The following is a 24,871-nucleotide window of genomic DNA, read 5'->3' on the forward strand; positions in this document are numbered from 1 at the left end:
AAAAAAAAGAGATTTACATGCTGAAAATTAAAGAAAAAATAGCTTACGGCTTGGGCGACACTGCCAGTAATATCATCTTCCAAACCGTGATGATGTTTTTACTTATTTATTATACCGATGTGGTTGGTCTTTCTCCTGCACTTGTTGGCACTCTTTTTCTTGTTGTTAGAATATTTGATGCAATCACTGATCCCTTAATGGGGGCAATGGCTGATAGAACGAAAACTAAGTGGGGACAATTCAGGCCTTATTTATTATGGCTAGCACTTCCCTTCTGCCTGATCAGTATTTTAGCTTTTACCACCTTTGATTTATCTGAAAATGGCAAAATCGTTTATGCATTTGCTACTTATACTTTGTTAATGATCGCTTATACCGCGATAAACATTCCTTATTCAGCGCTAGGTGGTGTACTTACCGCTGACCCTGAAGAACGCGTATCAGTACAATCATATCGATTTGTTTTTGGTATGTTAGGTGGTCTAATTGTTGCCGCAGGCACCATGCCATTAGTGGAGTGGTTTGGTGCTGGAGATAAAGCACAAGGCTATCAGTACACTATGATAGCCATGAGCTTGCTAGGCTTAATGCTTTTTCTGCTTTGTTTTGCCGGTACAAAAGAAAGAGTCAGCCCGCCAAAAGAGCAAAATTCAAGTTTTAAAGAAGATTTGTCAGCCTTATGGAAAAATGATCAATGGCGAATTCTTTGCTTAGCTGGATTATTGTTATTAAGTGGCCAAGTACTGCGCGGCACACTCGCGGTTTATTATGTGAAGTATTATTTAGGTCGCGCTGACCTGATCACCTTATTTATGACTTTAGGTATGATAGGTAGCATTCTAGGTTGCGCACTGGCGTTACCACTATCTAAAAAAGTATGTAAAATTAAAGCCTATATTTGTTTACAATCAATCGCTGCTTTTATTTGTATTATCAGTTATTTTGTTGGTAGTGAACAAACCGTTATGGCCTTCACCTTATTCTTTCTTTGGAGTTTTTTTTTGCAGATGGCCACCCCCTTACTTTGGGCAAAAATGGCTGATACTATCGATTATGGACACTGGAAAACTGGCGTTAGAATAACGGGTATGGTTTATTCAGCTATCGTTTTTTTCATCAAACTTGGCGTTGCCATTGGCGGTGCATTAGCGGGTTGGTTATTGGCATATTATGGCTACCAAGCTGATGTAGAACAAAGCACTAACACGCAACAAGGCATATTAGCTGCTTTCACTATTTTTCCTGCTGTAGGGTCGATATTAGTTGCCTGGGTAATGCGCTGGTACATACTTGATGCAAAAAAAGTGCAATTTATTCACCAAGCTTTAAAAAATACATCAAGTTAGTTAATTTACAAAATGTAAAGCGCTAGCCTAAAAATAATAGCGTTAGCGTTTTATTAGCGAGTTAAAGTCGCCTCTATCAAGTAAATAAACGCACGCTAAATCTAGCCACTAAACAATATTTGAACTTAAATTTAACGAGTAAAAGCTCTAAAATAGTTAACTTTATTTATTAAAATACGGTTGACCTTATTAGTAAAATATTTTAAATTGTGGAAGCGCTTCCTGATTGAAATTTGTTTTTTTAAATTAAACTGGAAGCGCTTCCAAAAATATAACCATTATAATATGAAATGCCTAGGGGAGATACATGAAGAAATCTACTTTTAAAAAAACTCAACTTGCTACAAGTTTATCTATAATTTTAGGCGTAACGGCAATAACGCCAGTTTTTGCTGCTGAAGAAGTTACAAAAGATAAGACTGAAGTGATCGAAGTTACGGGGATCCGTAGCAGTATGATCAAATCAATGGATATTAAGCGCTCTGCAAGTGGTATTGTCGATGCGATTAATGCGGAAGATATAGGCAAATTTCCAGACTCTAACTTAGCAGAATCATTACAACGTATTACTGGTGTTTCAATTGACCGTTCTAATGGTGAGGGCAGTAAAGTAAGTGTTCGTGGCTTTAGTGCAGACCGTAACTTAATCTTGTTAAATGGCCGTCAAATGCCTAATACAACAGGTGATCGCTCTTTTGACTTCTCAAACGTTGCAGCGGAAGGAATCAGTGGTGTTGAAGTTTACAAAACATCGATGGCAAAAATGTCTACGGGTGGCATTGGTGCAACACTTAACATTAAAACGAATAAACCACTAAACAACCCTGGCATGCACGCCGTTGTTAGTGTACAAGCTTTAGATGATACCTCAGCACAGACAGGTGGTACGACTCCTGAGTTATCAGGTTTATATTCAAATACCTTTGCCGATGATACTTTTGGTATTTCTCTTTCAGCCAGTTATTCAGAACGTGAAAGTGGTAATCAACAAGCAGGTGTAAGTACTGGTTGGAGAAGTTATGACCCTGATGGTCAAGACATCAACGGCAATAATCGCTTTGGTCCTATAGAAAATGGTCAAAGTGATCAATTTAACCGTGCTGAAAATCCAGACGTTTATTCTGTTCCACAAACCACTTTTTATACTTTTGAAGAAGTACAACGTGAGAGAACTAACGCTCAATTAGTATTACAGTACAGCCCGATGGAAAACATCACGGCAACATTAGATTATACTTACATCCAAAAAGAACAAGATACACAAGTAGCTAATGTTTCAGCTTGGTATGCCTCTCCTGGAAATGCTGTTGATGTATGGACATCAGGTAATGTCGCCTCACCATTATTACATTCTGAAGTTTATGATGATCCAACAGATTTAGCGATGGGCTCTGGTGATTATGGGATACGTGATAAAACCTCTTCAATAGGTTTTAACCTTGATTGGCAAGTTAGCGATAGCTTGAGCTTATCATACGATTATCACGATTCAGACGCTGAAAACACACCAAATAATCAGTATGGCTCTAATAACAACTTAGCGGCACGAGCACTTATTCGTACGGCATCGGCTACTGACTTCACGGGTGTTTTACCTACGCTTGCAGTACGTGGTGGTAATGCGGTAATGGCGTCAGATATGCAAGTAACAGGTAGTTCTTTTAGTAATGAGCAAGATCATTCTCACATTGAGCAACATCAGTTTGATGGTGCTTTTATTTTTGAAAAATCGGGCAGTATTGACTTTGGCATAGCCATGACAACAGCTGAAAATCGTGATCAAAGAAGAACAGTACAACGTAATAACTGGGGTGGTGAAGGTGAACCTGGATCATTTGGAGATGAAAACTTTACACGTAGAACTATTCTAGATCAGTTTGACGAAAGTGGTGGCAATTTCAGTGATTTTGTAGACGTTACTGGCACTGATTGGGCACCGGATATTTTAAATACTTATTTTGAATTTAACTTTCTTGACGTAAGACAAATTGCTGAAGATACGTTATCCATACAACCAGGTATTATTGGTGATTGTGGCTCATCTTTTTGTCCTTCAACAGATTATGCTCTTGGTGTCGATCAATATACCAAAGAAGAAATGACCGCAGTATACTTCCAGTATAATTATGAGGGTGAGATAGGCGACATGCCATTTGATGTGCATTTAGGTGTGCGTTATGAAGAAACAGAAGTTGCAACCACATCAAATGTTCCTGGTTTTAACGCAACAACTTGGGTTGGTGATACTGAATTACCGTTAACTCTATCCGGTGGCACTGAGTTTCAGACCAAAACGGGTAAATATGATCATGTATTACCAAGCATTAACTTTAATATAGAAGTAACCGACGATATTATACTTCGTGCCGCTTTCAGCGAAACGATAGGTCGCCCAAGTTATGGTCAAATGATTGGTGGTACATCATTAGGTGGATTAGCTCGAGTAAATAGTCCTGGTGCAGGTAACTCAGGTGATGCAGGTTTATTACCGCTTGAAGCTAAAAATTTCGACCTGTCGGCAGAATGGTATTATGGCGAAGGTAGCTATATTTCATTAGGTTATTTCCAAAAAGATATTACTAACGAAAGTATCCGAACAGAATCAGTTTATACCCAAGATAATCTTACCAACCCTGGTGCTTTAACAAGTCCGTTTGTACAACAGGCTCTTGCAGCCGGTATTGACCCTAACGATCGTCCAGCTCAACGCCTATGGATTTCTGAAAACATTATTGACCCAGCGGTAAATGTTGTGGGTGGTAATGTAGAAATAAATGGTCGTCCGGTTGATCCATTAGTGCAATTTAATATTGCATCATTTGCTAACTCTACCGAAGAATCAGGTTTTGACGGTGTTGAATTTGCCGTACAACATTTATTTGGTGATACAGGTTTTGGTACGATTGTTAACTATACCTATGTTAACTCTGATAATTCGTATAATAATGCCTCTATTGGTAGCTCAATTAATGGTAATGGCGTTAACTATGACTCTGATCAAGTCGCTGAAACTGGCATTAGTGATACGGCTAACGTGGTGGGTTTCTACGAGAAGCATGGTTTTTCTATACGTATTGCTTACAACTGGCGTGATGAGTACCTAACATCTCATTTCCAAGGAGATGTAGGGGCTTCGCCAGTTTATGTAGAAAAGTACAGCCAAGTTGATTTAGCGGTAAATTATGATGTGTCACAAGTTGAAGGCTTAACTGTTTTCTTCAACGGCATTAACATTACTGATGAAAAGAGACGTACACGCGGTCGTAGTAGCTATGAAGTATTAAATTACACTCAAACGGGTGCTCGTTTTGCTTTAGGCGCTCGTTATTCGTTCTAATAATGACCTTGGTTAATTAGAAATAATAAAGCCGCTAAATTAATAATTTATGCGGCTTTTATATTTACAACAAACAAAAATAAATTTTTCACAAATACTTAGGTGTTATATTAACTAAATCTTAAAAGCTGAAGCTGTCTCAATATCATGTAAATAGCAGTAATTAGACCAATTAAGACACAATATAGTTTAGCAAATCTAACCTGATTTTTAATGAGAAATTAAGAAAAAAATTTATGAATCAACCATTAAAAAGAATAGTAATTGTTGGTGGCGGCTCTGCAGGCTGGCTAACAGCGGGGATTATCGCTGCAGAACATGCTACCAACCAAGGTTCAGGGGTAGAAATTACACTGGTTGAATCAGCAGATGTTGCACCTATAGGTGTTGGTGAAGGTACCTGGCCATCAATGCGTGGTACGTTGCAAAAGATGGGGATTTCTGAAACTGAATTTTTACTAGAGTGTGATGCAAGCTTTAAACAAGGTTCGAAATTTACCAACTGGAGGACGAACACTAACGAGCACTATTACCACCCTTTCACCTTGCCAAATGGTTTTAATGAGATAAATCTTTCATCATATTGGCAACCATTCAGTGATAAAATTAGTTTTGCCGATGCCGTTTCTGAGCAAAGTCATTTAGGTGCTCACGGTTTAGCACCAAAACAAATAACGACACCTGAATATTCATTTGTAGCCAATTATGGTTACCATTTAGATGCAGGTAAATTTGGTCAGTTTTTACAAAAACATTGCACAGTTAAATTAGGTGTAAAACACGTTATTGACCATGTCACTAAAATAAATTCATCTGCAACAGGTGATATAGCGTCAATTACCACAAAAAAGCAAGGTGATATCTTCGGCGATCTGTTTATCGACTGCACTGGGACATCATCATTATTATTAGCTCAACATTATAAAATTCCCTTTATTAGTAAAAAACATATTTTATTTAATGATTCTGCAATGGCCGTACATGTGCCTTACGAGAATAGTGATAGTCCTATTGCATCATTTACTTCATCTACAGCCCAAACCGCAGGTTGGGTTTGGGATATAGGACTGCCAACACGACGAGGTGTTGGCTATACATATTCCAGTGCACATATATCACATGATCTAGCAGAACAAGAATTACGTAATTACTTAGTCCCTTCAATGGGAAAAGATGCTGCTAATTCAATAATGATACGAAGAATACCTTTGAATCCGGGACACAGAGAAAAGTTTTGGCATAAAAACTGTGTTGCAATTGGTTTGGCTGCAGGTTTCATTGAACCCTTAGAAGCCTCTGCTTTAGCATTAGTTGAACTATCAGCGAAAATGATCAGTGAGCAGCTGCCTGCGAATCGCCAGACCATGGATATTATAGCCAAACGTTTTAATGACAAATTTTTACATCGTTGGGAAAACGTAGTTGATTTTTTAAAGTTACATTATGTCTTAAGTCAGCGAACTGATTCAGCTTACTGGCTAGATAATAAAAATAAAGAAAGTATACCTAAAAGTTTACAAGAACTTATAAGCTTATGGCGTTATCAACCACCCTATCATTATGACGCAACGCACACTGAAGAAATGTTTCCGCCTGCTAGTTTTCAATACATTTTATATGGTATGAACTTCGTCACTGAGCCATTAGCACACAAAAAAAGGGTGAGTTATGCTGACAAAGCAGATAAATTATTTAATGATAATATAAAAAAAACACAGAAACTTTTATCTATTTTACCAACAAACCGTGAAATCATTAACAAAATTAAAAAGTATGGTTTACCCAAAATTTAGTGTTACAAAAATACAGTAACTCTCTTTAACTGAAATAAATGTAAACAATGTGTGGAATTAAAAATGACAAATTCTGTTTTACTAAACAACATCGATCACCAAAACTTAAAAATAATCACTGAACGATCTGCCACCTATGGTGACAACCTATGGTATGCACAAACTTTTCCGATGGAATTTAAAAGTGTACAAGCCTATTACCCCATTTTTTTTAATAAGAATCCAGATACAGGTAAATTCTTTCCACTTGCTTTGTTTGGTTTTGAAAATAAAGAGAACTTATTCCTCTCTGACAATAAGTGGACTGCTGATTATATTCCAGCAATGGTTGCTAGACAGCCGTTTTTAATCGGTATACAAGCACTAAATGAAGGAGGCATTGAAAAGAAACAGAGAATGTTGAATATTGATCTTGATAATCCCCGTGTTAATCAAGATCAAGGTGAATCTATCTTTTTAGAACATGGTGGTAATAGTCTTTATTTAGATAAAGTTGCAGATCTACTTGAAGCTATTCACCATGGGCTAAACGATAGTAATGATTTTATCGATGCTTTAAATGAACACCAATTATTAGAATCGGTGACTTTAGATATCACTCTCAATGATCACTCAAAAAACCAAATGCTTGGTTTTTATACTATTAACGAAGAAAAACTAGCTGAGCTGAGTAGTGATATTTTAAAGTTATTGCATAAAAAAGGATTTTTACAAGCAATCTATATGACTATTGCATCACAAGCGAATGTTAGAACATTAATCAGTAAGAAAAATGAAAGACTTAGTCTTTAATCTGTTTAATATCACCCTTTTCATCATAAATTTAAACTTGGTATCTGCAAATGTTGGCAATAACAAATAAAGTTAAGGAGATAAGCAATTGTCAACCAGGTGATATACCTGAATTTGTTTTATCATCAACACAGCCGCTTATTTTGAAAGGTTTTGGTGATAAATGGCCGATGGTGATTGAAAGTAAAAAGTCGCCTGAAAGTTCGGCGAATTATTTACGTAAATTATATAATAATAAGCCTGTATTTAGTGCTTATGGCGAACCAGGAACTCAAGGACGTGTTTTTTACAATGATGATATGAGTGGTTTTAACTTTAAAAACATTAGTGCTGATCTTAATATAGTTTTAGATAAATTATTAGCACACGCTGAAGATAATAAACCACCCACAATCTATGTTGCCTCAACAGAAATTAATGCTTTGCTTCCTGGTTATAATGATGAAAATAATGCTTCGATTGACCATCTAAAACCATTAACCAGTATTTGGATTGGTAATCAAAGTAAAATAGCCGCACATTACGATTTCCCAAATAACCTTGCCTGTTGTGTTGCAGGTAAAAGAAGATTTACTTTATTCCCACCAGAGCAGATAGCTAACCTGTATGTTGGGCCTATGGAAATGTCACCAGGTGGTCGTGAAATTAGTTTAATTGATTTTGAACAACCTGATTTTAAAAAATTCCCTAAATTTAAACAAGCATTACAAGCCGCTCAAGTTGCAGAGTTGGAAGCTGGCGATGCCTTATTTCTTCCGGCTATGTGGTGGCATCATGTCAAAGCATTAAGTGCCTTTAATGTACTCGTAACACATTGGTGGCGGGACAGTCCTGCGTTTATGGGCCAACCAGAAAATGCATTGAAATTAGCGATATTAAGTTTGAGAAATCTTCCTCCAGCACAAAGACAGGCTTGGAAAGCTATTTTTGATTATTATATTTTTGATCATCAAGAAAATGATTTAGATCATATTCCTGATTTTGTTAAGGGGATGTTGTCTCAACCGTTAGACGTAAATTCAGCAAAAAAAATTAGGGCTGACTTACTTAATAAACTGAAAATATAAACTGAAAATATAAACTGAAAATATCTTTTTAAAACTAATAATTATATTTGTAAGGATAATTTAAATATGAATAACAAAGCCATAAAAAAAGTTGTTATTGCCGGTGGTGGTACTGCGGGCTGGATGACAGCAGCGGCACTATCAAAGCTGTTTGGTAAAAATTTAGACGTTGTCCTTGTTGAATCTGATGACATCCCTACCGTGGGAGTTGGTGAGGCAACGATACCTACTTTGCATATTTTCCACCGATTATTAGGTATTAATGAACAAGAGTTTATGGCAGCGACGAATGCTACTTTCAAGTTGGGTATTTCATTTGAAAATTGGCGTGATGTTAATAAAGACTATATTCACTCCTTCGGATTTTTAGGTCAAAATTGCTGGGCGGCTGATTTTCAACATTTTTGGTTAAAGGGAAAACAGCGTGGTATAGTTTCAGCCATAGGCGATTACGTGCCTGAACACTTAGCCGCTAGAGCAGGAAAGTTTGCCGTAGACGCAGATCAAGCCTCTAACTATGCCTATCACCTTGATGCTGGTTTATATGCTGTTTTTCTACAAAAACTAGCAGAAAAGCATGGTTTAAAGCGAATTGAAGGCCGTATTAATAATGTTGTTCTAGAAAAAGATAATGGCTTTATTAGTTCTCTTGAATTAACCAACGGCAAAGTAGTTGAAGGTGACTTATTTATTGATTGTACTGGTTCTAGAGCTTTATTAATTGAACAAGCACTACATACCGGCTATGAGGATTGGTCACACATATTACCTTGTGACAGCGCTATAGCAGTACAAACTAAAACTGTTACTAAACCGGTGCCTTATACACGCTCTATTGCGAGGGATGCTGGTTGGCAGTGGAAAATTCCCTTGCAAAATCGAACAGGCAATGGATTTGTTTTTTGTAGTAAATACATGTCTAACGAAGAGGCTACACAAACTTTATTAAATAATATTGAAGGTGAACTGCTAAATGAACCTCGCGTTATTAAATATAAAACAGGTACTCGTCGTAAACATTGGAATAAAAACTGTGTTGCCATCGGTTTATCTTCCGGTTTTATTGAACCGCTAGAATCTACTGGTATTCATTTATTTCAAAAAGCGATTATACGCTTAATGCAGATGTTTCCATCACAAGGGATTAAACAATCTGCTGTTGATGAGTTTAATATACAAACTAAAACCGAAGTTGACAGCATTAAAGACTTTATTATTTTACATTATAATTTAACTGATCGTAAAGACACCCCTTTTTGGCGGTACTGTAGCAATATGGATATCCCTGAAACGTTAAAACACCGTATGTTGTTATTTAAAGAAAGCGCCAATGTATTCAAAAAAGAAGAAGAGCTTTTTGGAGAAACATCTTGGGTACAAGTAATGATGGGACAGGGTCTAATGCCTGAACAATATCACCCTATTGTGGATTTAATGGATGACAATGAATTACAAAAATTTTTAGATAATATTAAGCTAACAGTCAAGCGTAAAGTTGATAATTGGCCTAATCATTTAGATTTTATTGAGCAACATTGTAAAGCAAAATAGCCTGCGGTATCTTAAATTTGCAATTGATAATTATGTAGAAAAAATATAATATTCATACCAAGTCGAATTAAATTACAGCTAATGAACAGGCAGACTCAATAGCCAGTTGAGTTTGTTACTTTATATACTTTTATCCTTAAAAATTACAGTCACTATATTTAGTTGTAAATTTAAAAAAGTGTAAAAAAAACTTTATTATAAGCATTACTGGTGGTATAACTGGAAGCGCTTACAGAATAATAATGTGTGTTAAAAAATAAATCAGCAGTATTTATAAAAAAAATTGGTAGCGCTTCCAGCAGGACTGATGGCGATACCCATATAAATGAACTCGCTGCATTAGACGTTGCAATTGGACTAAAAAAATATTGTTTTTTCCTCTTTTAAGCCGTTTGAGTGCGTAGTTCTAATAATATAATATCTAGGGGAACAACTACATGATGAAAATTAAACATTTAAATATTAAGCTATCAACTTTAGCTATTGCTATTGCACTTACTGGCTGTGGTGCTGATTTGGAGCCAGTAGATGGTGACTCTATTGGACCAAGATTTGCGGCTCCAGAGTTTACTAGTGCCGCTGCTGAAACAGCTGCTGGAGTAGGGGAAGTATATAGTCATACCTTTACAGCAAGCGATGCTGATGGTGATGCCTTAACTTTCTCAGCAATCCTTCCAGATGGTTCTTGGTTAAACTTTGATGCCAGTACCGGTGTTTTATCAGGTACTCCGGCTTCAGGTGATAAAGGTCTTAGTTCTGTAACCGTAAACGTAACAGATGGCATGTTTACTACATCTGAGAATGTCCTTATTTCAGCAGGAAGTGGTGGTAAGCCAGATACCGCGGGTAACTTATTAACCAATAGTACCTTTGATGCTGGACTTACCGACTGGTCGGACGCTCCCGGTGTGTATGTATATGAAAATCTTGTTCCAGAGCCTACGGCCAATGTCTACGATACCGGAATCAGCCATCCATTAACTTTAGTTACAGGTGAAGTTTATACTCTAAGTTATGATGCTAAAGCCTCTACAGCTCGTCCTATGACTGCTGGTTTTGGTTTATTTCATGACCCATGGACGAATGACACACATACAGTTGAGTTAACCACTGAATGGGAGACATATACGTTTATGGAAGCAGCTTCTGCAGGTGATGACAATAGTCGTACTATATTCGATATGGGTGGTGCAATTGCAGGGGACATTTCATTACGTAACATCTCACTTGTCGACGCTGCTGGCACTGATATATTTGCTACAACTGATCCCGTAGGAAGCTATTACGAAGCCTATGTAGCAACTGCTGGTGACGCATATGCTGTCAATTTAAGCCAAATTATGACTATCATTCCTGATGCAGTTTATGTAGTAGAATTTAAAGCAAAAGCTTCTGTCGCTCGAGATATTATTGTTGGTGTTGGTTTAAACCATGCCCCGTGGGATAATACTACAGAATCTGTTGCTATAACGACTGAATGGGTGACATATTTTGTTGTTGTTCCTGCTACAGGTTTTGGTGATGACAATAGCCGTGTATTATTTGATATGGGTGCTCAAGTCGGTGACGTTTCTCTAGACGAGATAACTGTAGGCATTGCTCAGTAATTCTTTGGTATTATTTAGCTGAAGAATAGCGGTTAATTGCTCAAGCTTTATATAATAATGCATTACTTCAATATTGATGATATTTCATTAGATATCATCAATATTTTATTAATATACTTCAATTAAATTAACTAAAGAGCTAAAAGAGCTAAAAATTTTTACCCTTCAAGCCTTGATGACATACCTGCAGTTAAGACAAACACACCTATAATTTTTATAACCACCTAATACATTTTAAGTGAGCACCAGCCAATGGTCATATAAGGGGTCATTTCATGACTAAAGCACTTAAAATCATACCAATTTATGTATATGATCTGACCACGATAGAGATCGTAGTAAGGATAGCTATATGCTCATATTTATAAAATACTGGTGGATTTTTAGACCCTCAAGAGAATTCATTTGTCGAACTGTAAAATGAAAACTTCAAAGTTGTTTATCCATCTGATATAAAGCTTTATATTCAATATTTAAAACCAAATTATAAATAGATGACTAACTAGCTGTAAGCGTTACCTATGGTGATGCCTTAAACAGTCAATTTGATCCTGCTTTACCCACCCTTAATAAGTTCAGCCTTAAAGCGACTTTCTATTTAATACTTAATTCATCTACCGTAGAAGATCATATAACGGAACGGCGAAAAGCTGCTCAACAGAGCCATGAATTAGCAAGTTATCCTATTACTCATATTTGTCGAGGATCATTGCCTAATAGTGCATGGGTACCAGAATATAATGATTTAGATAAAAAATACTTTGCTGAAATTATTAAGAAGTGCATACAGCCACTCATTTTTAAAAGCACGGATGGTGAAAACATAAAAAGATTTACTGTACCTTGTGCCGATCAAATCGGTAGAGAATAGAAGCTACGTAGATGCTTTTATTCAGACTTTTGTTGGTATTAAATCCCATGTAAGAAAAATCCCAAAAAATCGCTGTTCAATAAATATGATGAATGTGCCAGTTTGGTCGCCGTTAGGAAAATCAGGCGCTGAACTAATCACTTATGTACAAAAGTGGCTCTCGAGGGTACCTATCGCTAACTTTACTTTTCATGGCGCTGATGGCGATTACCTTTCGGTATCAAAACATGCTCGTCAAGAGTTATTAGATTACCTAGTTAGTAATGCAGATACTTATCGTAATGTTAATTTATACGTAAAAAAAATGCTAACTAATACTTTTTAAAGTCTTAGTTAGCATTTAACGGTTCTATATATCCCTTATCAATCAATAAACATTTTCAGGGTACTTAAACAATTACAGCGCCGGTGCTTGCTTACCTTCCACTAGTATAGCGTCATCACCGATTGTTGCACAGCCAGCACCTGTGAGAGGTGACACTGAGCATTCATAAACTCGGACATAATCAATTTCTAATGATTGTGGAAATACACTGTCATTAATGCCTTTTTCGTTAACCGAAGCGGACCAATTCCCACCAACAGCAAAATTTAATAATAAATGAAATTTTTGATCAAAAGGTGCACCACCCTCACCGTTTATCAATAAACCCTCATCATTCATATATTGGCTATACCAACCGGTATCACGCTGGGTAGCAAAATGAATATCATCAACATACCAACGAATTTCCCCTGCTTGCCATTCAACGGCGTATTCGTGGAAACCATCTGCAGGGTTGACACCATCAGGTAAGTTAAAGCCTTTACCTGAATAAACATTCTCAGGCCAGGCACGGCCATAATGAAGCGTGCCATGCACACGTGATTCTTCGTCTCCTGAGCTCGCACCCGCTTCATCTGATTGTGTTTTTAAGTTCACCGCTTCCATGATATCTATTTCACCCGAGCCGGCCCATCCACCATAAGCCCAATCAGTAGGCAGCATCCAAATGGCTGGCCAGGTGCCTTGTCCTTGCGGTAATTTAGCACTAATTTCAAAGCGTCCATAAGTCCAGTCACCTTTGTTCTTGCTGCGTAACCGTGCTGATGTATAAGGTAGAGTGCGGGTATTCATAGCGTTGTAATTAGTGTCATCGTCATGTGCCGCAGGACCGGTAAAATTTTCTTTTAATGCTACTATTTTCAAAATACCTTGTTCAATAAAAGCATTGTCTTCTCGGTCGGTATAACATTGTTGTTCATCATTACCCCCACCAAAACAATTGACCTCAAAACTCCATTTGTTTAAATCAATATTGTTATCATTAAATTCATCCTGCCAAATTAACTGCCATTGATTATTCACTACAGAAGCAGTTGTTGGGTCTTTACTCTCTTCACTCGCATGATCAGAAGATATATCTGTAGCTGGCGTAGTTGATATATTAGTCGTGTTCGTGTTGTTACCCGATCCACCACCACATCCGAGTAAAGTCATTAAACAGGCTATGAGTAATAATGTTAAATGCTGCATAGAAAAGTCCTTGTTATATATATATTTTTATTAATAAATTGCAATCAGTAGTTACCGCCGTAATTTTAGTCATACGGCGGTTTAATTTAACGAGTCAATAATAATTTAATCACAGCTCATTGTTGCTTTATCAATACCTTGCGGCGTTAAGTTTATATCAGCGAAGCTTAATGAAACTTTACCATTAGTAGACAAGTTAAATGGCGACATAATTTTGGAGAAATCTGTGCCTGCTTTTTTAAAGCAAGCCAAGTCGATCGTCACTTTATGCCATTCATTTAAACTCTGGTTAATTAACAATGAGGTAATATCAAGAGAGCCTTTGCAATCCCCTTCACAACTCATAGCTAAATTAATCGGTGCTACTGGTGTAGTTTCTAAACGCACGCTAAAACTTAATACCGAGTCAGCCTCGATATATGCCCGTAAATCTTCCGGAAAGTTACTAAAGATATTGACACTTGCCAGCTCACTGCCATCAAAGGTTATTGTTCTAGCATCTTCTTGTACCACTTTGTCCATAGTTCTTAAGGTAATAGCCCCTAATGACTGCGTATTTGAAGTAACAGGAGATGACTGCTCACCTGATTGCAACGCAACACTCCATGGCTGCTTAATCGCTAATTCAAATATTTTAAAAGTGCCTAACTCATCAGAAGATATTTGAGAAACTTCACTTAACTGATCAGACAACAGAGTCATTTTTTTATTATCTTGCTGCTGATAGGTTAAACCAAAACCATAAGGTAATAAGGGTTGATAGTTTTCGTCAAATCGATTAACCGATGTTTGATCCGCACTAGCAGGCCAAGAATATGAAAGCTTACCCTTAAAGTCATAACGTAAACTGCTATCCGCTTTACTAAACAAAACGTCAGCGACACCATTGCCTTCTGAACCCGGCAACCAAGCAGCAACAAAAGCACTTGACGCATTAAGTTCCGCATTTACCCACATTGGTCGTCCACTAATAAAAATAGAAACAACAGGTATCCCTTGTGCTTTTAAACGTTTGAGTAAAGCTAAATCGGTTTTATTACCGCGTTGATACTCAAGGTTATCTAAGTCGCCATTACCCTCGGCATAAGGTTCCTCACCAAAAACAACAATAGCAACATCTGGCTTTTCAGTGAACTCACCTGTAGGGCTTAATTGCACTTTACCGCCAGCCGCATTAACAACTTGCTCTATACCGTCATAAATCGAAGACCCACCCGGAAAATCAGCGTTAGTGTTACCTGTACCTTGCCAAGTAATGCTCCATCCTCCTGACTGCTTACCAATATTGTCAGCGCCATCTCCTGCAACTAATACATTTGCACTCGGCGTTAAGGGTAATAAATTAGCTTTATTTTTAAGCAAAACTAAAGATTCACGTACGGCTTGACGAGACACTAAACGATGCTCTGCTGAGCCAATTAAGTCAGTTTTACCTGATAATGGACGATTTTTTGGACTGGGTTTAGTGAATAAACCTGCACGTATTTTTACTCTTAAAATACGGCTCACCGCATCATCTATTCTTGATAAGCTAATTTCACCCTTATTAACTTGTTTAATGGTATTTTCATACAAAGGTTTCCAAGCAGCTGTTGGCACCATATAGATGTCTAAGCCCGCATTGACTGCTTGTGGACAGCTTTCGTTAGTACAGCCTTTTACTTGGCCATGACCGTTCCAGTCACCAACAACAAAGCCGTCAAAGCCCATACGATCTTTCAAAACATCGGTCATTAAATACTTATTGCCATGCGTTTTAGCGCCATGCCAGCTATTGAATGATGCCATTACCGATTGCGCGCCAGCTGTTAAGCCACCAACATAACCTTGGGCATGATGTTTAAAAAGATCACTTTCGCTATCTAAGTTATCCCCTTGGTCATCACCACCTTTTGTGCCACCATCACCAATAAAGTGTTTAACCGTACTGATAACGCGAGTGTCGCCTAAAAAGTCATCGCCTACAGCACCTTGCAGCCCTTTTACAATAGCGGCCGAATATAAACCGACTATTTCAGGGTCTTCAGAATAACCTTCATAGGTTCTGCCCCAACGATCATCTCTAACAACGGCAACCGTAGGAGCAAACACCCAATCAATACCGGTTACCATCACTTCTTTAGCCGTTATACTGGCAATATTCTCCATAAGTTCAGCATTATTTGCCGCGCCTAAGCCAATATTATGAGGAAATAATGTTGCGCCAATCACATTGTTATGACCATGAACTGCATCAGTACCCCACATAGTCGGAATATTTATCCCATCTACCGAGTCATCGATTGACGCTTGATACAGAGCTTCAGCCAATTTTATCCAATCAGCAGGCGTGGCATGTTTATTATTATCAGGGAAAGCACCCCCACCATTTAAATATGAGCCAAAACCATATTTACGCATGTCTTCAACCGTAATGTCTCGGATTTCAGGTTGGATCATCTGTGCAACTTTTTGCTCTAACGTCATAGTCGCTAGAATTTTGGCGACTTTAGTTTCGACTTTATTGTCTTTTTTAACTTCAATATCAAGTACCGGCCAAATGGCTATATTGTTTTCGCTATTAGGGGCAACATCAACCTGAGCTATATCCGATTTAGAGCTAGTGCTAGAGTTAGCGTTATCAGTACAAGCAAAAAGTGACATGGCAACAGCAATCCCCATGAAGGGTTTAGCAACGCTTTTAAGTGAATTTATTTGAATAAACATAACAATATTTATACCTTTACTGATACAGGTTTACTACCTGACAAGCCATAATAAGCAATAAATGCATAGCAAATAATGGGTAAGAAAAATGAGTTTTGTAGGCCAATACTATCGGCCAAAACACCTTGGATAAGTGGTAAAATAGCACCACCAACAATCGCTAAACATAAAATACCTGAACCTTGGCTGGTATGTTGGCCTAGACCATTAATGGCCAAACTAAAGATGGTAGGGAACATAATTGAATTACATAAACCTACTAACAGAATGGCAAACATCGCTATTTGACCAGATGCAAGGATAGTAATAATCATCAATATCACCGCCATAAAAGCGTTGAAGGCTAATACTTTTCCTGCGGCTAATTTTTGCATAACCGCGGCACCAATAAATCGTCCCACCATCGCACCGCCCCAATAATAGGCAATATATTTTGCGGCTTGGGATTCTTCTAAACCAGCAATGTTCGGATCATTAAAAAAGCTCACTAAAAAGCTGCCAATAGAAACCTCAGCACCAACGTAAACAAAAATACCAATGGCACCTAAAACTAAATGACGATATTCCCAAGCGCTGCCCGCTATCGGTTTTTCAGCCACTGACTCTTCAATATGCTCAACGACAGGTAATTTTATATAAGAAAAAATAGCCGCAAGTATTAATAATAAACCGGCGAGTAAAACATAAGGTAATTGCACTGATTCTGCTTGTTGAGCGACCGACATTGATTCTGCTACTTGATCTAAGATCAAATAAGCACCAAAAAATGGCGCGACCGTGGTGCCAAGTGAATTAAATGCCTGTGTCATCGTCAAACGTGAAGAGGCTGTTTCAGGATTGCCTAAAATACTGACATAAGGATTAGCTGACACTTGTAATATCGTAATACCACTGGCTAATATAAATAGTGCCATTAAAAATACTGGGTAGCTGTGCATTGCTGCTGCTGGGTAAAAAGCAAAACAACCAATGGCAGCAACAATCAATCCAAGCACAATACCTTTTTGAAAACCTACTTTTTTAACTATTTTTCCTGCAGGAATAGAAACGAGAAAGTAAGCACTAAAAAAACAAAACTGTACTAGCATTGCTTGGCTATAAGATAAATCGAAAATAGCTTTCAAATGAGGAATTAAAATATCATTTAAGCAGGTAATGAATCCCCACATAAAAAAGAGTGATGTTAATGATGTGAGTGCAAAAGTATAATTTTTGTTTTCAGTGTTTGATGAAAACCTATTCACGTTTGATTGAATCGGTGTACTAGCCATATAATTCCCCTAATAATTATGAACAACAGGTCATTGCTGCTGTTGTTATTTTTATAATTTCCCACTTTAAATACACTCAGGTAGTCCTTAAGTAAGTATTTTTAAATAAACTGGAAGCGCTTCCATATTGAATGTCATTAAGATAAAAAGCAACTATTATTTACAGTCATAGGAAGCGCTTCTAAAATAGAAAATTTTTGTGTATCTTATAACAGTTATAACTATAGGCTCAGTATTTGGTTTAGCTAAGACCTTGTATGTTTAAGTTCTCTAAAGCAGCATTAATAAAAAAGATGAAGGAATAAAATGGCGACTATATACGAAGTTTCCGCATTAGCGGGAGTCTCATTATCATCTGTATCTCGCGTACTGAATGATCATGAACATGTCAGTAAAAAAACTAAAGAAAAAGTCGTGGCAGCCATGAACGAGTTAAACTATCGACCAAATACCATTGCCCGATCATTAGCTTCCAATCGTTCAAACAGTGTTGGTGTGCTAGTTTCCGAGTTACATGGTCCCTTTTTTGGTGCCATGTTGAGCAGCATTGAATTAGAGCTCAGAAATGCAGGTAAACATGCGGTTATTACTGCAGGTCATAGTGATGAAAAAAGTGAAATAAATGGCTTAGATTTTTTAATTGATCGAAAATGTGACGCACTTATTTTACTGGTTGACGCCATTTCAGATGACTACTTAATTAAATTAAGTAAAGGTAACACCCCTTTTGTTATCTTGAACCGCAATATCTCAGAAATTAGTGATCATTGTTTTTATTTAGATAACGAACTAGGGGGTTATTTAGCCGCAAAATATTTAATTGAACAAGGGCATAAAGAGATTGCTTATATCTCTGGGCCTTTAACAAAACAAGATTCTACTGAGCGCTTAACTGGCCATAAAAAAGCACTAGCTGAAGCCAATATTCCCTTTAAAGAAAGTTTACTCTATGAAGGTGATTATTTAACAAAAAGCGGTCGAGATGGTATCAATTTCCTCATCAAGCATAAAACCACATTTACTGCTGTTGCTTGTTCAAATGATGAGATGGCATCTGGGGCCATGCGAGGAGCCAGGGATCATAAATGGTTAATCCCTGAACAATGTTCATTTATTGGTTTTGATAATGCTTTTTTCACTGAGTATCTCTACCCTCAATTAACCACTATTAATTTTCCAATTAACGATATGGCGAAAATGTCTACTCAATGGATCTTGAAAAATGTCTATAAGCAAAAAGAGTTAGACATCACAAACATGTTTATTCCTGAACTTATTGAACGACAATCAGTCAAAAAAAATTAACATTAGATGTCATCATCCATGAGCTTAAATTGATGCGATTATTGAGCTAATTAACCTTTTAGAATCACAAGTTCTCTTCAGTAAAAGATACCAAGAGTTAAGACACGACAGTAAATAAAACGCTAGTATAAGTATGGTGTTTAAACTTGAACTCAATAATTTTTATCTGTTAGCAAAGCAAAAAAACAATACGTTTATTAAGGGAAGTGAAAACTGGAAGAGATCTTTTGACAATAAACAACTTAAAAACCTTATCAAAGAGTCATATCAAAGACTAAAAATGATAAGGTTATCAATTTTATCATTAAATATAAAATGGACGAGCAAACTATGAAATTTTTACATACTATGATTCGTATTACCGACTTAGACAAGTCACTAGATTTTTTTATTAAGCATTTAGGCTTAATAGAAACCCGCCGTTTTGACGTTCCTGCAGGTAAATTCAGCTTAATATTTTTAGCAACAGAGCCAGGTGCCGCTGAAATAGAACTTACCCACAACTGGCATTCAGCAGAAGAATATACTGTCGGTAGAAACTTTGGCCATTTAGCCTTTGAGGTTGACGATATCTATGCCTTATGTGAAAAGCTAATGGCCGCAGGTATTACTATTAACCGACCACCACGCTGTGGCCACATGGCATTTGTTAAATCACCTGATAATATTTCAATCGAATTATTGCAAAAAGGCGAGCGACTAGCGCCACAAGAACCTTGGTTAAGTATGGAAAATTCAGGTAGCTGGTAAAATAGTCCATACCCGCTGAAGATTAATTAATTCACTTGTTATAAGTTGCTATCACAAGGACTTAATACGCGTTAATATACTGAATTAATTAATCAAAAATAATACTCAGAATCTTCATGGCCTTAAAAGCAACCATCAAAAAAGCGACGATCCATCTCTCTGATATGGATCGTCACTATTATGACACCATACAATTAACCATAGCACAGCACCCTTCTGAGAATGACCGTCGCATGATGATCAGACTCATTGCCTATCTACTCAATGCCAGTGAAAACCTACAATTTGGTAAAGGTGTTAGTGATGAGGACGAAGCGGCCATTTGGCGAGTTAATTACAGTGACGTCATTGAACTCTGGATTGAACTAGGCCAACTCGATGAAAAAAGGCTGAAAAAAGCCTGTAATCGCGCCCAACAAGTGAAGCTTTATTGTTATGGCAGCAGCGTAGACACCTGGTGGCAACAATCAAAAAGTAAACTAAATCAACTCAATAAACTATCGGTAGAAAGCTTTAGTGAAGAAACATCTCAAGCTTTGGAGCTACTCGCTAATCGCTCGATGGAGTTTCAAGTGAGTATACAAGATGGCCAGTTCTGGCTTACCTGTGGTGAACAATCACTATTAATTGAACTCAATAAACTTAAATAGTCTTAGCCTAATAGGCGCTAATTGAATAACAACACTTAACTTAGCGTTAACCTCTTGATTATTTTGTAATAATTTCAATAATAAAATTTTAAATACTATGGCAATACCAATAACTATGATGAGCATATTTGACTCTACTCTAAAGAAACACACCGATTATAAACTCAAAATTTTCTCGGTCATGCTAGCGATTACCTGCTCATTCTCTAGCGTTGCAGCGACAATACCGTTAAAACAAGTGGTCAAAGATATTACCTATTTAGCCGCTGACAAGTTAAAAGGTCGGGCAAGTTTTAGCCCTGAAATTGACCAAGCGGCAAATTATATTGCTCAGCGTTTTGCTAATATTGGCCTAAAGCCCCTGCAAACCAGTCTCTCGTTAAGTAAAATAGCCATTAATTCGATTGTTGACGCCAAAGAGAAACCTGCCCTGTTCTTACAAGCTTTTACCGTCAATCAAATTCAAGTTCAAACGCTTAACGTGATGTTAAATAGTAAAAAAATTAGTCCTGAATACTTAGCTATAGCGACAACGATAGAGGAAGTAAATTGGCAATTCGGTAACGCAAAAAGCCATAGGGTTGAGAAAACCGATGATCTACGTAAAATTTTAACTGAGTTAAATCAAGCCGGTGGTCAACACTTAGTTATTATCAATAGTGCACATGCGAAAAGCTTTAAGGCCTATCAAAACTATTTTAATCGTGGCTTAACTAAGCTTTCACTTGAACATCCTGGTGCTATTGTCATGGTATTAAGTGACGAAAATGAAATTGAAAACTATAGCGTTAACGCCAGTGCAATAATCACTAAACAATCGCTAACCAATGTAGTGGGTGTATTACCTGGTATTGAAAGCCCTAAAGAAATCGTTTTATACTCATCACATTACGACCATTTGGGTATCACAGACGATGGTAAAAAAATCTATAATGGCGCTGATGACGATGCATCAGGTACGACAGCGGTATTAAATTTAGCGCAATATTACGCCGAGAAAGGCGATAACAAACGTACGTTAATGTTTAGTGCTTTTACGGCTGAAGAGATTGGCGGCTTTGGCTCTAGCTATTTTTCACAGCAGCTGAACCCTGATAACGTGGTTGCCATGATCAATATTGAAATGATTGGCAAACCATCGAAATTTGGCCCAGGAACCGTTTGGATGACGGGTATGGAACGCTCTAATTTAGGCGCCTTACTCAATGAAAAGCTCATCGCGCTTGACACACAAATATACCAAGACCCCTACCCAAAACAAGGGCTATTTTATCGCTCAGACAATGCAACTTTAGCGCGTTTAGGTGTACCTGCACACAGTTTTAGCAGTACACAACTCGATAAGGATCAACATTATCATCAAGTTAGTGACGACATTAGTAGCTTAGACTTATCATCGATGCATAAAGTCATTGAATCGTTAGCCACAGCAACACAGTCGCTTGTTGACGGCGCAGTAACACCAACGCGCATTGATAAAGCGCAAATAACCATTGAAGGTAAAATTTACTAAACTGATTATGTTTTTTAGCTTTAAAGTGAGTGTTAGCCTTTAAAACTGATATTGGCCTTTACGTTTAACCTTATATCTAACTTAGGACTTTTTAATGAGTCAGCCTTTAAGTAGAGTGGCCTAATTAGAGAAAAGTAAATCCAGCGTATGATGACCAAAAGCACTAAATTTTTAAGCGGCTATTTTTCAGCGGCTAAAGCTCTGATATTTGCTCGTTATTGCTGACATTACTGACATTGCCAGCGCATTTGATACTCGAGTTTATTGCTATCCATCACCACAAAATCATGGCGTAAATATAACTGCTTAGCCGGATTTTTTAACAATACATTTAAGGTAATAGCGAGTTGTTTGTCTTGAGCTTTACGCTTAACTAACTCAAGCACTCTGCTGCCAATTCCTAAACCTTGATATTGCGGTAATAACTGAAATTGGCGCAGGTGAATTTTATCAGCAAACAAGCCTAATTTTAATAATCCAATCGCTTTATCTTGGTATGAAATAATATAAGAATCAGAAAAAAACTCATCAATGCGCAGCAGATGAGCGGTATCATCAAGATAAAGTCCAGCATATTGTAAATGCTTATTCATCGTTACTTTTCGTAAGCTTAACAGAAAAGCTCTATCGTTTATTATTGCCCGTCGAAAGCTAACCATAGCTGCACGCTTTTGGTTAAGGCTGTTACTTGCCAATACTTTATTTATTTATCACCTCGAACGCGAATAATTTATCCATCAATGACACCACTATAGCAAGTTGATTAATGTGGTAAACCATAAATTTCTGCTTTGAACTATGAGAGAATAACTGAAAGTCATCGCAAAAAAACCACCATTGAGCGCGGCATGCTTGATCGCTAACGAAAGATAACGGCAATATAGCGCATAAACTAAAATAGGACTACAACATGACCTTCAATAAATCACTTCTTGTTATCTCTATTACCGCGGTACTATCGGTTGCTTGCAGTAATGAGACTATGACACCCGTTGTTAAAGGCAATAATGCGCTTGCAATGCCATCTACATCAGCACAACTTAATAGCACAGCTGAGGCTTCTCAAGTAGCAAATGAGTTATTTGACACTATTTTTATGGAAGGCGTTAATCGTAATCCTGTTAGACAAACCTATCTTGGCATTAAAACTGACTACGATAAGTGGCAAGATCTATCAGAGGAAAACAGTGCTAAAGAGCTCGAATTTGCTAAACAAGCGCTGCAACGAATTCAAGTCATTGACATCAATAATGTCGATAAGCAAACCCAGTTGAGCTACCAGCTACTTTCACAAAAACTAACACAAAAAATTGCTGACTACCCTTGGCGTCACCATAGCTACCCTGTTAACCAAATGTTTGGGGTGCACTCACAAATACCCGCATTACTGATTAACCAACATAGTATTAAAGACACTAAGCAAGCCCATGACTATATTGCCCGTGTAAAAAACTCGAAACTGTTACTGGAGCAATTGGTTGATCAACTTAAAATCAGAGCGGATAAAGGTATTATTGCCCCCAAATTTGTTTTTGCTCATGTGATACGCGATGCAAGCAATTTACTGGTAGGTGCCCCATTTGATAATAAAGCTGACAGTACTTTATTTACAGACTTTAATAAAAAAATAGCACAATTAGAGCTTTCTGATGAAGAGAAACAGTCCTTAACTGATGAGCTAGCAAGCGCGTTAACCACAGAGTTTAAGGCCGGCTATCAAGCATTAGTCAGCTACTTAACTGAACTTGAAAAACAAGCTGATGATAACTACGGTGCCTGGAAATTTCCACAAGGCGATAAATTTTATAATAATGCCTTAAACCGAACAACCACCACTGAATTAACCGCAGATGAAATTCATAAAATTGGTTTAGATGAAGTTGCACGCATACATGATGAAATGCGCGTGATCATGAAAAAAGTTAACTTTGAAGGCTCATTAAACGAGTTTTTCCAATTTATGCGCCACGACCCACAATTTTATTATGCTGGCGATGAAGCTGGCCGTCAGCGTTATTTAACTGAAGCAACTGACATTATTAATACTATGAAAGGTCAGCTAGATCAGTTGTTTATTACTAAACCAAAAGCAGACTTAAAAGTTAAACAAGTTGAAGCGTTTAGAGAGAAATCTGCGGGTAAAGCCTTTTACCAACAACCCGCTCCTGATGGCTCACGCCCTGGTATTTACTACGCTAACCTTTACGATATGGCGGCTATGCCAACGTATCAAATGGAAGCGCTCGCTTACCATGAAGGCATTCCTGGACATCATATGCAGATAGCGCTAAAACAAGAACTTGAAGATATTCCAAAATTTAGAAAGTTTGGTGGTTACACAGCTTATAGTGAAGGTTGGGGTTTATATTCAGAGATGATCCCAAAAGAAATTGGCTTTTATCAAGACCCTTACGCTGACTTTGGCCGTTTGGCAATGGAGCTATGGCGCGCCTGCCGTTTAGTGGTCGATACTGGCATGCACAATAAAAAATGGGATCGTACAAAAAGCCTAGCGTATTACATGAATAATACGCCAAATGCCGAGTCTGATGCGATAAAAATGGTTGAACGTCATGCCGTTATGCCTTCACAAGCGACAGCATATAAAATTGGCATGTTGAAAATTGTGCAGTTGCGAGCCAAAGCAAAACAACAGTTAGGCGATAAATTTGATATTCGCGAATTTCATGATGTTGTATTAACCAATGGCGCAGTACCACTTAACGTATTAGAAGATATGATTAATGACTACATCGCATTAAATCGTTAACGCTATGATGAGTTAAGCTTATAATA

At 37.4% G+C, this 24,871-nt stretch carries 17 protein-coding genes and 1 pseudogene; 14 read left to right on the top strand and 4 right to left on the bottom strand.

Going from position 1 to position 24,871, the window contains the following annotated elements; genetic code table 11:
• Positions 1 to 17 precede the first annotated feature (17 nt).
• From H4J59_RS10020 to H4J59_RS10060, 9 genes and pseudogenes are all read left to right on the top strand, one after another.
• Positions 18 to 1,346, top strand: coding sequence for a glycoside-pentoside-hexuronide (GPH):cation symporter (locus tag H4J59_RS10020; protein ID WP_182239020.1), 1,329 nt, complete (start codon positions 18 to 20; stop codon positions 1,344 to 1,346).
• 307 nt (positions 1,347 to 1,653) lie between these two features.
• Positions 1,654 to 4,683, top strand: coding sequence for a TonB-dependent receptor (locus H4J59_RS10025; RefSeq protein ID WP_182239022.1), 3,030 nt, complete (start codon positions 1,654 to 1,656; stop codon positions 4,681 to 4,683).
• Positions 4,684 to 4,919: 236 nt separating this feature from the next.
• Positions 4,920 to 6,476, top strand: coding sequence for a tryptophan halogenase family protein (locus H4J59_RS10030; protein WP_182239025.1), 1,557 nt, complete (start codon positions 4,920 to 4,922; stop codon positions 6,474 to 6,476).
• A gap of 63 nt (positions 6,477 to 6,539) precedes the next feature.
• Positions 6,540 to 7,268 carry a SapC family protein gene (locus tag H4J59_RS10035; protein WP_182239027.1) on the top strand — a complete coding sequence of 243 codons (729 nt, stop codon included), beginning with the start codon at positions 6,540 to 6,542 and terminating at the stop codon, positions 7,266 to 7,268.
• Positions 7,269 to 7,318: 50 nt separating this feature from the next.
• On the top strand, positions 7,319 to 8,335 hold the full coding sequence (locus H4J59_RS10040) for a cupin-like domain-containing protein (protein WP_182239029.1): 1,017 nt from the start codon (positions 7,319 to 7,321) through the stop codon (positions 8,333 to 8,335).
• Positions 8,336 to 8,401: 66 nt separating this feature from the next.
• Positions 8,402 to 9,886: a tryptophan halogenase family protein gene (locus H4J59_RS10045; RefSeq protein ID WP_182239030.1), complete on the top strand. Its 1,485-nt coding sequence runs from the start codon at positions 8,402 to 8,404 to the stop codon at positions 9,884 to 9,886.
• Positions 9,887 to 10,323: 437 nt separating this feature from the next.
• Entirely contained in the window at positions 10,324 to 11,493 is a 1,170-nt protein-coding gene (locus H4J59_RS10050; RefSeq protein ID WP_182239033.1) for a carbohydrate binding domain-containing protein, read from the top strand.
• Between the two features lie 520 nt (positions 11,494 to 12,013).
• Positions 12,014 to 12,364 (top strand): annotated as a pseudogene (locus H4J59_RS19830) (polysaccharide deacetylase); the annotation flags it as partial.
• Positions 12,339 to 12,689 (top strand): hypothetical protein, encoded by a 351-nt coding sequence (locus H4J59_RS10060; protein WP_182239035.1) that lies wholly within the window; start codon positions 12,339 to 12,341, stop codon positions 12,687 to 12,689. The pseudogene H4J59_RS19830 and the gene H4J59_RS10060, both read left to right, overlap by 26 nt.
• Positions 12,690 to 12,761: 72 nt before the next feature.
• Here the strand turns inward: H4J59_RS10060 and H4J59_RS10065 are convergent, their stop codons facing one another.
• From H4J59_RS10065 to H4J59_RS10075, 3 genes are all read right to left on the bottom strand, one after another.
• Entirely contained in the window at positions 12,762 to 13,880 is a 1,119-nt protein-coding gene (locus tag H4J59_RS10065; RefSeq protein WP_259369467.1) for a glycoside hydrolase family 16 protein, read from the bottom strand.
• 105 nt (positions 13,881 to 13,985) lie between these two features.
• Complete coding sequence (locus H4J59_RS10070; protein WP_404852018.1) at positions 13,986 to 16,586, bottom strand: glycoside hydrolase family 3 protein; 2,601 nt, start codon at positions 16,584 to 16,586, stop codon at positions 13,986 to 13,988.
• Between the two features lie 8 nt (positions 16,587 to 16,594).
• Positions 16,595 to 17,857 (bottom strand): sugar MFS transporter, encoded by a 1,263-nt coding sequence (locus H4J59_RS10075; RefSeq protein ID WP_182239037.1) that lies wholly within the window; start codon positions 17,855 to 17,857, stop codon positions 16,595 to 16,597.
• 306 nt (positions 17,858 to 18,163) lie between these two features.
• Between H4J59_RS10075 and H4J59_RS10080 the strand changes: the two genes are divergently transcribed.
• The 4 genes from H4J59_RS10080 (at position 18,164) to H4J59_RS10095 (ending at position 22,075) form a co-directional block, all read left to right on the top strand.
• Entirely contained in the window at positions 18,164 to 19,162 is a 999-nt protein-coding gene (locus H4J59_RS10080) for a LacI family DNA-binding transcriptional regulator (RefSeq protein WP_182239038.1), read from the top strand.
• Between the two features lie 330 nt (positions 19,163 to 19,492).
• Entirely contained in the window at positions 19,493 to 19,912 is a 420-nt protein-coding gene (locus tag H4J59_RS10085) for a VOC family protein (protein WP_182185749.1), read from the top strand.
• Positions 19,913 to 20,028: 116 nt separating this feature from the next.
• Positions 20,029 to 20,562 carry a YaeQ family protein gene (locus H4J59_RS10090; RefSeq protein WP_182239040.1) on the top strand — a complete coding sequence of 178 codons (534 nt, stop codon included), beginning with the start codon at positions 20,029 to 20,031 and terminating at the stop codon, positions 20,560 to 20,562.
• Between the two features lie 115 nt (positions 20,563 to 20,677).
• Positions 20,678 to 22,075, top strand: a complete 1,398-nt coding sequence (locus H4J59_RS10095) for a M28 family metallopeptidase (protein WP_182239042.1) — start codon at positions 20,678 to 20,680, stop codon at positions 22,073 to 22,075.
• A gap of 227 nt (positions 22,076 to 22,302) precedes the next feature.
• Here the strand turns inward: H4J59_RS10095 and H4J59_RS10100 are convergent, their stop codons facing one another.
• Complete coding sequence (locus H4J59_RS10100; protein WP_259369468.1) at positions 22,303 to 22,668, bottom strand: GNAT family N-acetyltransferase; 366 nt, start codon at positions 22,666 to 22,668, stop codon at positions 22,303 to 22,305.
• Positions 22,669 to 22,985: 317 nt separating this feature from the next.
• Between H4J59_RS10100 and H4J59_RS10105 the strand changes: the two genes are divergently transcribed.
• Entirely contained in the window at positions 22,986 to 24,845 is a 1,860-nt protein-coding gene (locus H4J59_RS10105; RefSeq protein WP_182239045.1) for a DUF885 family protein, read from the top strand.
• Positions 24,846 to 24,871: the final 26 nt, after the last annotated feature.

The organism is Colwellia sp. MB02u-10 (assembly GCF_014077185.1).
Lineage (GTDB): Bacteria > Pseudomonadota > Gammaproteobacteria > Enterobacterales > Alteromonadaceae > Cognaticolwellia.

What these genes read in the sequence shown, in the direction of transcription:
- H4J59_RS10020 (WP_182239020.1), top strand. Translation starts at nt 18, where the DNA reads ATGCTGAAAATTAAAGAAAAAATAGCTTACGGCTTGGGCGACACTGCC.
- H4J59_RS10025 (WP_182239022.1), top strand. Translation starts at nt 1,654, where the DNA reads ATGAAGAAATCTACTTTTAAAAAAACTCAACTTGCTACAAGTTTATCT.
- H4J59_RS10030 (WP_182239025.1), top strand. Translation starts at nt 4,920, where the DNA reads ATGAATCAACCATTAAAAAGAATAGTAATTGTTGGTGGCGGCTCTGCA.
- H4J59_RS10035 (WP_182239027.1), top strand. Translation starts at nt 6,540, where the DNA reads ATGACAAATTCTGTTTTACTAAACAACATCGATCACCAAAACTTAAAA.
- H4J59_RS10040 (WP_182239029.1), top strand. Translation starts at nt 7,319, where the DNA reads ATGTTGGCAATAACAAATAAAGTTAAGGAGATAAGCAATTGTCAACCA.
- H4J59_RS10045 (WP_182239030.1), top strand. Translation starts at nt 8,402, where the DNA reads ATGAATAACAAAGCCATAAAAAAAGTTGTTATTGCCGGTGGTGGTACT.
- H4J59_RS10050 (WP_182239033.1), top strand. Translation starts at nt 10,324, where the DNA reads ATGATGAAAATTAAACATTTAAATATTAAGCTATCAACTTTAGCTATT.
- H4J59_RS10065 (WP_259369467.1), bottom strand. Translation starts at nt 13,880, where the DNA reads ATGCAGCATTTAACATTATTACTCATAGCCTGTTTAATGACTTTACTC.
- H4J59_RS10070 (WP_404852018.1), bottom strand. Translation starts at nt 16,586, where the DNA reads ATGTTTATTCAAATAAATTCACTTAAAAGCGTTGCTAAACCCTTCATG.
- H4J59_RS10075 (WP_182239037.1), bottom strand. Translation starts at nt 17,857, where the DNA reads ATGGCTAGTACACCGATTCAATCAAACGTGAATAGGTTTTCATCAAAC.
- H4J59_RS10080 (WP_182239038.1), top strand. Translation starts at nt 18,164, where the DNA reads ATGGCGACTATATACGAAGTTTCCGCATTAGCGGGAGTCTCATTATCA.
- H4J59_RS10085 (WP_182185749.1), top strand. Translation starts at nt 19,493, where the DNA reads ATGAAATTTTTACATACTATGATTCGTATTACCGACTTAGACAAGTCA.
- H4J59_RS10090 (WP_182239040.1), top strand. Translation starts at nt 20,029, where the DNA reads ATGGCCTTAAAAGCAACCATCAAAAAAGCGACGATCCATCTCTCTGAT.
- H4J59_RS10095 (WP_182239042.1), top strand. Translation starts at nt 20,678, where the DNA reads ATGATGAGCATATTTGACTCTACTCTAAAGAAACACACCGATTATAAA.
- H4J59_RS10100 (WP_259369468.1), bottom strand. Translation starts at nt 22,668, where the DNA reads ATGAATAAGCATTTACAATATGCTGGACTTTATCTTGATGATACCGCT.
- H4J59_RS10105 (WP_182239045.1), top strand. Translation starts at nt 22,986, where the DNA reads ATGACCTTCAATAAATCACTTCTTGTTATCTCTATTACCGCGGTACTA.